13 protein-coding genes and 1 pseudogene are annotated in these 11,123 nt (G+C 54.5%); 12 read left to right on the plus strand and 2 right to left on the minus strand.

Annotated features, from left to right (window positions below; all coding sequences use genetic code 11):
- Positions 1–513: pseudogene (locus tag BUB44_RS14380) on the minus strand (IS4 family transposase); the annotation flags it as partial.
- A gap of 160 nt (positions 514–673) precedes the next feature.
- Between BUB44_RS14380 and BUB44_RS14385 the strand changes: the two are divergent.
- Together BUB44_RS14385 and BUB44_RS14390 are read left to right on the plus strand one after the other, a co-directional pair.
- Entirely contained in the window at positions 674–859 is a 186-nt protein-coding gene (locus BUB44_RS14385) for a hypothetical protein (protein ID WP_131821645.1), read from the plus strand.
- 35 nt (positions 860–894) lie between these two features.
- The gene (locus BUB44_RS14390; RefSeq protein ID WP_073167577.1) at positions 895–1,785 is read left to right on the plus strand and encodes a Mu transposase domain-containing protein; all 891 of its coding nucleotides are present in this window, start codon (positions 895–897) and stop codon (positions 1,783–1,785) included.
- Positions 1,786–2,182: 397 nt separating this feature from the next.
- Here the strand turns inward: BUB44_RS14390 and BUB44_RS14395 are convergent, their stop codons facing one another.
- The gene (locus BUB44_RS14395) at positions 2,183–3,136 is read right to left on the minus strand and encodes a hypothetical protein (protein WP_073167580.1); all 954 of its coding nucleotides are present in this window, start codon (positions 3,134–3,136) and stop codon (positions 2,183–2,185) included.
- Positions 3,137–3,253: 117 nt separating this feature from the next.
- On the opposite strand from BUB44_RS14395, the gene BUB44_RS14400 reads away from it, so the two are divergent.
- The 10 genes from BUB44_RS14400 (at position 3,254) to BUB44_RS14450 (ending at position 10,882) form a co-directional block, all read left to right on the plus strand.
- Entirely contained in the window at positions 3,254–3,463 is a 210-nt protein-coding gene (locus BUB44_RS14400) for a helix-turn-helix domain-containing protein (RefSeq protein ID WP_073167582.1), read from the plus strand.
- A gap of 11 nt (positions 3,464–3,474) precedes the next feature.
- Positions 3,475–3,678 (plus strand): helix-turn-helix domain-containing protein, encoded by a 204-nt coding sequence (locus BUB44_RS14405; protein WP_073167585.1) that lies wholly within the window; start codon positions 3,475–3,477, stop codon positions 3,676–3,678.
- 61 nt (positions 3,679–3,739) lie between these two features.
- Positions 3,740–6,154: a YfjI family protein gene (locus BUB44_RS14410; RefSeq protein WP_073167587.1), complete on the plus strand. Its 2,415-nt coding sequence runs from the start codon at positions 3,740–3,742 to the stop codon at positions 6,152–6,154.
- Between the two features lie 254 nt (positions 6,155–6,408).
- Positions 6,409–6,870, plus strand: coding sequence for a hypothetical protein (locus BUB44_RS14415; protein ID WP_131821646.1), 462 nt, complete (start codon positions 6,409–6,411; stop codon positions 6,868–6,870).
- A gap of 17 nt (positions 6,871–6,887) precedes the next feature.
- Positions 6,888–7,109: a hypothetical protein gene (locus tag BUB44_RS14420; RefSeq protein WP_073167592.1), complete on the plus strand. Its 222-nt coding sequence runs from the start codon at positions 6,888–6,890 to the stop codon at positions 7,107–7,109.
- Positions 7,102–7,353, plus strand: coding sequence for a hypothetical protein (locus BUB44_RS14425; protein WP_073167595.1), 252 nt, complete (start codon positions 7,102–7,104; stop codon positions 7,351–7,353). The genes BUB44_RS14420 and BUB44_RS14425 overlap by 8 nt, the downstream gene beginning before the upstream one ends.
- Before the next feature lie 170 nt (positions 7,354–7,523).
- Complete coding sequence (locus tag BUB44_RS14430) at positions 7,524–7,793, plus strand: hypothetical protein (protein ID WP_073167598.1); 270 nt, start codon at positions 7,524–7,526, stop codon at positions 7,791–7,793.
- A 446-nt stretch (positions 7,794–8,239) separates the two neighbouring features.
- Positions 8,240–8,575 carry a hypothetical protein gene (locus BUB44_RS14440; RefSeq protein ID WP_073167603.1) on the plus strand — a complete coding sequence of 112 codons (336 nt, stop codon included), beginning with the start codon at positions 8,240–8,242 and terminating at the stop codon, positions 8,573–8,575.
- 1 nt (position 8,576) lies between these two features.
- On the plus strand, positions 8,577–10,007 hold the full coding sequence (locus tag BUB44_RS14445; RefSeq protein WP_073167606.1) for a hypothetical protein: 1,431 nt from the start codon (positions 8,577–8,579) through the stop codon (positions 10,005–10,007).
- 119 nt (positions 10,008–10,126) lie between these two features.
- Positions 10,127–10,882 (plus strand): radical SAM protein, encoded by a 756-nt coding sequence (locus tag BUB44_RS14450; RefSeq protein WP_073167609.1) that lies wholly within the window; start codon positions 10,127–10,129, stop codon positions 10,880–10,882.
- Positions 10,883–11,123: the final 241 nt, after the last annotated feature.

The raw sequence follows: 11,123 nt of genomic DNA on the forward strand, positions 1-11,123 counted from the left end.
CTGATAAAGGCGCTTTAGTTCCTTGAAAACCAGTTCGATACTCCAGCGCGCCCGGTAAAGGAGCGCCACATCCTCTGCTGAAAGCTGTTCCGGCGTGATGTTGGTGAGGTAGAAATGATACGTCTTGCTTTCCTCATCGAGCACTCCCACCAGGCGGAAGGTTTCTTTAACCTTCGGTGTGCCGCACGTGGGACGATAGATCTCGAACGCCCCGTCTTTCTCGGTTTTCTTGACTTTGCCTTTGATGGAGACCTCCACCTCAACGTCGATTACCTCCCCTTTAAGCCGGGGGAGGATCTCCTTGAGCTTTTTGCCAGCAATGTCGACCGGATTACCCCGGTAGTCACGCAGCACCGAGACGATGGTCGGGTTGGCCGATTGCTTGAGCCTGCTTACGAAGTAGCCTTTATTCCTTCTAATCCTGCTGAACAACTCGTACTTGAAATAGCCGAGATCAAACAGGAGGATGTTATCCTTAACCCAGGAGCCGACGCGCATGGTTTTGATCTCAGCGTCAAAGAGAGGGGCATACTCCTTCTTTTCAAAGAACAATTCCCGCTATTTATTTTCCAGGGACAAAGTCCTATCTCTGGCTGTTATTGGTATATCCAGGGCTTAACCGAACACAAATGCTTAGGCTATATATTCTTTTTGATTTGGGGTGGGAAAGATGTTGCCTCTAAAAGATTATATTAAGGAATTTAACCTTGCTATTGATTTAGAGATAAAATATCAAAAAGAAACAGGAGGTCGTCTCTACATTATTCAAGATGGTATGCTTCTTGATAATCATGAAAACTTTTGTATTTGCTACTATAAAACTGATCCATTTTTAGCCCCTGTGATATTGTCAAACTGATCCACCCTGGGAGCCGTGGTAAACAAAATGATACTGTGAAACTGATCGTTTTTCCCAACCAGAGCAGCGACAATTTTCTGGCCGGCCATGTTTTAGCCTTCAACTTTTTCGGCGGTATATCAAAGCGGCTGATATACGACAATCTTAAAACGGCAGTAAAAGACGGCTGGGGGAAATATGTACAGAGCCTGCAGAAGGACTTCCTGGCCCTGCGCAGCCACTATGCCTTTCAAGCGGACTTTTGCAACCCCGGAGCAGCTCATGAAAAGGGTCTGGCCGAAGGGCTGGTCGGCTACATTCGCCGGAACATCTTCGTTCCAGTGCCGAATGTTAACGCCATAGAAGAGTTGCAGCCCGAACTGGACAAAAGATGCCTGAAATACCAGGACAAGCACCTGCAATATCGCCCCACTACGGTCAAAGAAGCGCTCACCCTGGAACAACAGCACCTGACCCCCCTGCCGGCCAGGGAGTTCGACTACGCCCGGACCAGAACGGCAGAGGTGGATAGCCTGAGCCTGGTTAAGTTTGACCGGAACCGTTATTCGGTACCGGTGGCCCTGGCCGGTAAAACAGTAACGGTGAAGGGTTATCCCTTTCAAGTGAAGATCTATTACCGCTCCAGGGAAATAGCCTGTCACCCACGCTGTTACCAGCAAAACAAAACCAGGCTGGAATGGGAGCACTACCTGCCGTTGCTGGTGAAAAAGCCCCGTTCTTTGCAAAATGCCCTGCCCTTACGACAGGCAGTCCTGCCACCTGGCTTAAACCAGCTGAAAGAACACCTTCGGCCCGGGCTCAAAGCTACGAACTGGCCCAGGTGCTGGGTCTGGTTATGGAATATGGCGTTGAAGCGGTGGAAGAAGCCATTGTTCAGGCTCTGGCAGCAAAGCAGTACAGTTTCCAGGCTGTACACTACTATCTGACCAGCAAGAAAAAACCGGTGACCTGCCAGCTCGAACTGGAAACAGGCTTGCGACACGTTGAACAAAAAAGGCTTGTGGGCAAATTTGTGGGCAAGCTTACATAAAAACCGCTTGCCGATCCCACAAAGCCTTGACTTTCCTGGTGGAGGCAAGGGGACTCGAACCCCCGACCTCTAGAGTGCGATTTTGGCGGAGTGAGTTTCAGTTAACGTCAGTTAAAGTCAAAAGCCAGTATTTATGCGGCTTTGCGGGTTTTGGGAGTTTCAGGTAACACCCATAATTTCAGCACTTTTTCAAGTGGATTGTCGTAAAATTGTCGTACGACAATAGGCCCGCCAGGCCAGGCAGGACAAGGGCTGGCGGGTTTATAAGGTGTACGGAAGCCCCCGGCGGAGGATTATTGCCGGGGGCGTTTTTGTCCAACCCTTCTTCTTGCTTCAGAATCCGAAAGGACCTGTCCGCAGGTGGGACAAAACTTTCTTGCCTCCCCTTTGCGCTCCCGCTGTTGTCTCTTCCGGTGCCGGGCTGCGCATTTTTCGTCAGCATACTTACTCCCCGGCCTGGCTGGCCGGCCGCAACCGCAAACACACGGTTCGAGGCAGGCGACCCTTTCCAGGTACCAGGACAGCACGGCGGCCTGAAACCAGTTGGTGGCGAGAAAACTCCACGCATGCCGGACGGCCCCTTTTCCCGCACCCAGGGTGGTAAGTCTCCACGGGATGCGGCGAAGCCAGTCTTCAACGGCAGTGAGGATGGCCCTGTAAACCTCTTCGCGGAGAAGGCGGTCATCGTCGTCGAGGCGGTAAAGGCCGTCCTCCTGCGGGGGAGGGGCATAAAAGAACTGGTACGGCGAGAAGCCGTTTTCGGGCAGGTAAACCACCCACGGTTCCGGGCTGCTTTTGTTCCCACCGAGTGTTTCCCGGATATACCCTGTATTCCCCACGGTGATGTTATCGAACAGCGAAGTCAGACTGATAAAATAACCTAGAGCTACTTCTATCGTCCTCATGGTTATTTGGGTTCCCCGAATCGGATGAACCAGGCCCTCCAAATCATCCTGCCCGGGGATTGTGCCATACTGTTTCAGAAAATCGCAAACCTGGCCGTCCCTGCCGTCATGCAGGGCGAAGTGCAGTTGTCGGACCTGCTTCCAGAACCCTTCAGGAATGGCCTGCACCCGGGGCTGAAATTCCTGCCCCTCACAGATGAAGGTTTCTCCTTCCCTGTAGACCTTTTCATAGCCCCTGAGCACGACCTCCCCGCTTGCGCACAAGCTCCCCAGCCGGTTCAGAAAAATCACCCCCAAAAAGGTATTGACAAAGCTAAACCCCAGTAACGGCGCGGGTTTCATGGTTTTTACTCCCACCCCGTGCCCGGAAGCCCTTGCCGCACAAGGCCCGAGAAATGTCCCCATATGTCACGAGTATTATACCATAGAACCAAGAAGCTACTGAAGGGGGTTTTTGCCATGTTCTACGTTGAAAAGGTTATGAAGGAACGAGGGCTCTCCAAAACCAGGCTTGGTTTCATGGCGCAAATTCACCCCGCGACCATCGGCAAACTGCTGGCCGGCCACATCCCTCCCTATCCCAGCTACAGGCGGAGGCTTTCAGAGGCCCTGGGCGTGCCGGAGGATATGCTTTTCAAAAGGGTTGACGAAACCCAACCAGCCCGGTAGGTGGTGCGGCAATGTTCACAAACTGGGATGAGCTTCCATTGACCTTGGGAGTTAAAGAGGTTGCCGAAATTACCGGCTACGGCCAGGCCCGGATTCGGGAGCTTTGCCGGGCTAAGAGAATCCCAAATGTTCGTTTAGGGCGGGCTTTCCGCATTCCGCGAGATTCCTTTCGGCGTTGGTTGGAAGCGGAAGCGGAAAGGGCTGTTGAAAAATAAAGCCCCGGCGGGCAGGCCGGGCGCGGAAAGGGGACTATTTGAAGGAGGTTTTTCTATCCCTATGATAGCACAAGCAGGCGACATTGACCAGTTTTTCTTTGCACTCTACGGCCAGGATGCTCCCGGCTGGCTGGTCATCTGGACAAAGCAAGACAAACTTCCCCGGTGGTACGAGACCCACAATATCCCGGAGGTAGCAGCGAGGTGCCGGGAGCTGGCCGGGAGTTTTGACGTTTACTACGGCATAGGCCTCCAGGGGCAGAAGCTGGCCAGCAACCAGCGTGGCAAAGTTGATAGAGTTATAGCCATCCCCGGCCTGTGGCTTGACATAGACTGCCAGGGTGGTACGCATACGGCCACGAACCTGCCCACTTTTGAAGAAGCCAGGGACTTCCTGACCGAATTTCCCCTGCCCCCGTCAATCGTTGTGCATTCGGGCGGCGGCTTACACGTTTACTGGCTGTTCAGACAGCTATGGACATTCCGGAACAATGCCGAGCGAGAGCAGGCCGTCGCCCTGGTGGCCCGCTTCCAGCAAGCATTCATAGCCCTGGCCGGTGCCAGGGGGTGGAAGTTAGATAACACTTCCGACCTGGCCCGGGTGCTGCGAGTACCCGGAACTTTGAACCACAAAGGAGCAGAGCCGGTGCCCGTGCGGGTGCTGGAGTTTGAACCTGCCCGGCGGTACGGGTACAAAGAGATTGCCCAGGCCATTGATGCGCTGGCGGCCAAAGTGCCCCGACAGGAGAGAGGGACCACCAGGCGGGAGCCCACCGGGGAAGAGGACAGGCCCGAGGCGGCCCTTATCCTGGAACGATGCGCCTTTATCCGGCATTGCCGGGACGATGCGGCCGCGTTAAGCGAACCGGAATGGTACGCGATGCTGACCATCATGGCCCGGACTGACGGCGGCCCGGAACTGTGTCATGAACTGTCCAGGCCATATCCCAAATACAACCCACGGGAAACTGACGAGAAGATTAAGCATGCCCTGGAAGATACCGGCCCCTATACATGCCAGCGAATCCGGCAAGACTTCGGGGCATACTGCCGGGGGTGCCAGGAGCGGGTTACCTCTCCCATAGTCCTGGGTATGGCCATGCCGGTGGTGCCCCCGTTGGAAGAGGTGCAGCCCTTCCCCCTGGAGGCCCTGCCGGATTGCCTGGTCCCCCTGGTGACGGAGGCGGCCCGGGCGAATAGCTGTCCCCCGGATTTTATTGCCGTGCCAATGCTTACGGTGCTTGGTGTGGCTATCGGCAACAGCAGAATCCTACAGGTTAAACCGGGCTGGCGGTTTAAGGCCAACCTTTACACCAACATCATTGCCGCACCGGGGAGCGGGAAAAGCCCGGCCCAGGGAGAAGCAGCGGCCCCCGTGAAAGAGCTTCAGAAGCAGATGGCCCGAGAATATGAAAAAGCCATTCAGAAGTATGAGGAAGATATGGCCCAATGGGAGGCGGAATGCGCCCAGGCAAGGATGGCTGGGGAGGCAAAACCCAGGAGGCCCGAGGAGCCTGTCATGCGGGAAATTTTCACTACCGACACCACCACCGAAGCCCTGGCCCAGGCCTTGAGCCAGAACCCCAGGGGGATGCTCCTTCTCCTGGACGAACTTACGGCCTGGGTAAACGGTCTTAACCAATACAAAGGCGGACGGGGAGCTGACCGGGAATATTACCTGTCCTTCTGGAGCGGTACCACCACGAAAGTAAACCGGGTTAAGAAGGCCCCGCTTATCCTCCCTAGTCCCTTTCTGGCGGTAACGGGCTGCATGCCTCCGGCGGTGCTGGATACCCTGGTAGACGAGCGCGGGCGGGGAGAAGATGGGTTTATTCACCGGATATTATTTAGCTATCCCGACCCGGTGCCCCAGTGGTGGACGGAGGAAACCATGAGCGAAACGGCCCGAAAGCAATACCGAGAGGTGTTTGAAAAACTTTGGAAGCTGGAGCCCAATGCCGATGGTACCCCCCAGGTGGTAACCCTAACCCCTGATGCTTATTCGCTGTGGGTAGAGTGCTACAACGAGAACACCAGGGAGCGCATGGCCCCGGACTTCCCGGAGAACCTGCAAGGGCCCTGGGCAAAGATGCCGTCCCAGGCCGCGAGGCTGGCCCTGATTATTCACATGTGCAGGCTGGTTTCGGGAGAAACCACCAGCGGGGCGGTGGACAAGAAGAGTATGGCCAAAGCCTGGCTGCTGGTAGATTATTTTAAGTCCCATGCCCGGCGGGTATACCGGCAGTTAAAAGAGGACCCTGAGGACAAGGGGATCCGCCGGGTGGTGGAGTGGTGCAGGAAACACGGCAAGGATGGAGTTACACCGCGAGAGCTTGCCCGTGCTGGTATATGTAAGACGGCTGATGATGCTAAATCGCTACTCGAAGTCATGAAAAAGCGCGGCCTGGGATATTTCCAGGAACATGGCGGTGGCCGTGGCCGGAGGAAAAGCGTTTTTATGATTCGCGTTACTTAAAAACTACCCGACAAAATTGACAAAAATGCTTCAGCCCTACAGCCATGCGGGTTATATTTGTCAGAACCCCACCCGACAAATACCTGACAAATACCCGACAAAATTCCGGCCGAGCATTTCTGAATTAATTTTGTCGGGTAAATGTCGGGTAAATGTCGGGTGCCCTTTGACAAATATAAGTCTTGCGGCTGTAGGGCGGAGGCAATTTTGTCGGGTAAAAGCCCCTTGCGAAAAAAAAATTTGAGGTGGTCACCGTGGCGTTGCGTGAAAAACTCCTGAGCATTATCGGTACAGAGGAACCCTTTGATCCTACCCGTGCCGAAGCCCTGTTCCGGGAGGTCCTTGAACGGGCGAAAAACACCTACGTCACCGGGTCCATACCCTGGGCTGAGAAACACTGCCCGGAGCTGGTGGAAGCCATCACCGAAGCAGAGCAACAGTTTGACCGGGCATATCGGACCAGGGACATGGACGGCTGCCGGAAGGCGGCGGCGGCTTTCGAGAGGGCCGTTCGGGGCGTGGTTACAGCATACCGGGAGCAGCGACCGCTGACGGCGGATGAAATCATCAAGGCATTCCAGTGCGAGCGGGTCTGGCAGTTGCCCGAGGACAAAGCGGCGGTGCTGGATGAGGTTTTTTCTTCACCCCAAGCGGTGGTGGATGCGGGCGGCGGCAGATGGTATTCCCCCGAGGGGTGGCGAAATGCGGCTGATTAAGAAAGGAGGCCCCTGTTATGGAGGAACAAACCCCCCACCTGGCCGGCAGACCAAAACGAGAAAAACTGATCGCGATCAAGATGACCAAAGCAACCTTATTTCTCACCGAACCGGAACTGTCCCGACTGCTGGCTAAAGATCCGGCCTTATGGACGGAAGCGGTTCGGCGGGGGAAGTATATGAAGCGAGCCCGGGCGGCCCGGGGACCGAAAATTAAGGAAGGTGCTGATCGTGATTGAAGCGGTGAAAGCCTGGTTAAAGCGGCATGGAGTTTTGAAGCGGGACGCAAGGTTTGATTGTCCGGTGTGCTGCTATCCTGGCGAAGGTCCAATTAACATCGAAAAAGCCAATTTCTTTGTCTGCGAGAGGTGCGGAGTTTCCTGGTATGTAGGCTGGAACCTGTTTTCAAGCTGGCGCAAGGAAACCCCGGCGGACTGGGAAAGGAACCGGTTCTTTTTGAGCAGGTTTAAGGGTATCGAGTAGGACCGCTGAAAGGAGGCCCATCCTGTAATAAACGTCCCCCAGGGTGGCGGCGGAAAGGAGGGAGAAAAAACGTGGATAAACTGGCAATTGCCCTCTGGACGTTCTACGCCCTATGTTTTATTACCGGCCTTTGGGTTGTATTCAGATAAAAGCAAAGGAGGAATTACCGGATGTCCCCGGAAAAAGTTTTCAACCATGACGAATTTTGTTACCTGACCCTTCGCCAGCGTTTTTTGGCCCTTGCCCTGGCCATCCTTGCCGACGAGGACGGCAGGGGAATTGGCCATCCGGCCTGGCTGCGGGGAAGGGTATTCCCGGCGGAGGCGGAGCACATTTCTTTATCCGAGATAGAGCGGGACTGCGAGGCCATCCAGCGTTACCTGCCGGTGAAGTTCTGGACCGTCGAGGACGGCAAAAAGTATTATGGGTGGGAGGACTAACTGGCCTGCTGCTTCGGTGCGTGGAAGGTGAGTTTGGTGAGCTATAAGAATCCGGAAAAACAAGCAGCCTATCTGCGTAAGTGGCGCGAAAGACGCAGAAACATCAGGATAAAGCAGGGGCGCAAAGTTGCGCGTAATATCTTTTTCCTGTACTTTTGCGATAACCCATGTGACCACAAAAACAAGATACTCCAAATCCTGCCATTAGTTTTTGGGAGGCTTCTCAGCCCGGACGAAGAAGGATTTTTGTTCGACCTCTTTGTTTCCCTTCCGAGAAGGTTCCTGGAAAGCCTCCTTATCGCCTGGCGCGAATCGTACCGGCGAGACCTGACCATTCAGGATTTTCAGGACATCTTTTTTGCCCGAGAAGAGGAACCCTGCCCGACATGCGGCAGGCCCTTCCCCATCAGGTAAAATAAAAGAAAAGTGGAAGGAGGGTAGCGAGGGTGTACTACCTGGAGGACAGCGACCAGGAGATACTGGAGAGCCCGGTAGGACAGGAGTGGAAAGAAGAGGCCCGGAGGTACTGGGAGAAGCACCTGCCGAAAATGAGCGCGGAGCTGAAGGCGCAGCGGAAGTTCGAGGAAAGCCTGGACAGGGCCGTGGTGAACGCGCTGAGGACAAGAAGCAGGGTGTACCTGGACCTGGTGGAGCAGCCGCACGTAAAGAACGAGCCGGACTTTCTAAAGAGAGCGGGACTGAGGCACATGTGCGACCTCATGGCGCAGGAGTTCGCGAAGAAGGAGTTCATCTACCTGCCGCCTGAAAAGGAGGATGATTAAAATGGCTTACAACGACAGGCAATACATGGATGCGCTTATATCGACTTATAACAAGCAGAGGAAAATTCCCGAAGGTTACGTATGGGCGCGAGAACTTGACCCTAACGCCGTTTACCAGGGCGGCGTTTTAAAGGCCCTGGGCAGGACGTATAAGCCCGGAGAGTTTTACATGGAAGGCGGCAGGGCCTATATTCCCAATCCCGTGCCGGAAGGTGCCCAGTGGATAAGGAGCTACTTCCCCGGGGGGCAGGTTTCTTATAACCAGGCTACGGGTACAGTTGAGCTACCCGGCGGGTTAAAGTTGCAGCGTGATGCGCTGACCACGGTGGGTGGGAAAATGTATGCTACGCCCTCCCAGCTGGCGCAGGCTTATCAAACTTACGCCGCGACCTACCAGCCGAAACAGCCGACCGCTGAAGAAGTGAAGCAGCAGGCCGAAGCCCTGATGCAGGTTTACGGCCCGCTGATGGACGTGGCGAGAGAAAGACTCGGGCTGAACCTGAAAAGGATTCAGGAGCAGGCCGACCAGCAGCGGAGACTTGCCGAAGCCGCCTACCAGACTGCGCTGGCAAATACGCAGCGCAAGGAAACTGCTGACTGGAACAGGATAGTTAAATCGGCCCTCACCCGGGGCCTCGGCGCTTCCCCGCTGACTTCCTACGAGCAGCGCAAGGTGGTGGAGGCTTACGCACCGGAATACCAGCAGCTTGAGACGAACCGGGCTGCAACGCTGGCTAACATAGCTTCGCAGGCTGCACTTTCCGCCGAAGAGCTGGCAATGCAGGGTCGGGAACTGGAAGCGCAGTGGGCCAGCCAGATAGCCCAATATGCATATAATGCCCTGCAGTCTAATGCGTCTGAACAGAAGAAGGCCATTCAGAACCTGGCTGATTATTTCGCTACCCTGGCTGAAAACGAAGCAAAAGCCCAGCAGGAAGCGGCGAAGCTGGCGTGGGAAAAAGAGAAGGCTTACCTGCCATATATGTACGCGCCTAAAGAAGCATTGTTGCCTTACGAGTTAGGCCCAACCCCTTATCAACAACAGAGTTTAGCTCTCCAGTTACAGAGGTTACAACTCCAACAGCAGCAGCAAAAACAAACAAAACTGACTAAACAGGAAGCACTCGCCACTTACTTTAACCAGGCAATAAAGAATTATGACGAATTAAAGAAAGCTGGTTACCAATACCCGCTTTATTATACAATCAACAGTATTCTGAGGGACCCGAGGTGGATTGAGGCTGCCGCCGCCGGCGGTCTGAGCGAGAAAGACGTTAAGAAAGTAATCGACGACCTCATCAGGATAAAAGGCAGGACGACACCAGATGAGTATTTCAGCCAGGGCACGGGGGCAAAATTGAGGGAATACTATGAAAGCATTTTTGATGAGCCGATAGTAGAGAGGCCCTTCGGCTTGCTTGATGAAAATTGACAGAAACCCCAGCCCCCTAGGGAGTAAGATTTGTGCCTGGAATGGAGTCCCCGTTAAGGGAGTGGCTTAAACAGCAGGGGTACATTAAGTGAAGCCTCTCCTGGTAGGGAGGTGATAGTGTGGACGTGGAACCCTCTTACCTCAAGCTTTTTCGCTCTGGAGAACTGGCGGCGCGGGTGAAGGAGGCTTATGACCGCCTAACATCCTGTGACCTTTGTCCTCTTCGGTGCGGTGCAAACCGCGCCGCAGGGGAAGAAGGAGCTTGCCTAAAGGGCGCAATGGAAATCGCCTGGTCTATGGTCCGGGTACGCGGCATAGAGCCCTTCCTTGTAGGGAAGCGGGGAGCTGGGGAAGTAACTTTCAGCGGCTGCCACCTTCATTGCATCTATTGCGTCATTAAACCCTACGCATCTTTCGGCAGGCAAATCAACCCGGCTGAACTGGCGGAACTTATGCTCACGTTCCAGGAGCGGGGGTGCCATAATCTTCAGCTCGTCAGCCCGACCCACTTCGTGCCGCACATTCTTGAAGCCCTCGAAATCGCCGTAAGCCGTGGCTTCAGGCTCCCGCTCGTATACAATACCAGCGGTTATGAAAGCCTGGACACTCTCAAGCTCCTTGAGGGAATCGTTGATATTTACCTGCCCGACCTGAAATACGGCGACCCTGAAGTAGCGAAGAGATATTCTGGCGTTGAGGATTACCCCCGTATCACCCAGGAAGCCATCAGGGAGATGTACCGGCAGGTAGGCGACCTCGTTCTTGATGAGGAAGGGGTTGCCGTGCGGGGGTTAGTCGTTCGGCATCTCGTTCTTCCGAAAGGTGTCAATTCTCACTTTGATTTAGCCCAACCCCTGCCCATTTTCGCAGATTGAACAATCTGCAACTATTTCCGATACCAGAATAATCTGCAACTGCTTCGCAAATTGTGCTGGTATTTCAGGTCAGTCAGTCCGTCTATTCACCAGAATATGACAACCAGTGACTGACCCCTTTTCTTCCGGCTGTGGAACAGGTAGAATATTTGCTGGAAGTGACCGCCATGCAGCAGATATTTTACACGCCTGTACCGCCGGAAGAATACGCCCGCCTGGGCAAAGATTTTCCCTTTCCCCA

It is taken from the genome of Desulfofundulus australicus DSM 11792, from assembly GCF_900129285.1.
Classification (GTDB): Bacteria; Bacillota; Desulfotomaculia; order Desulfotomaculales; family Desulfovirgulaceae; genus Desulfofundulus; species Desulfofundulus australicus.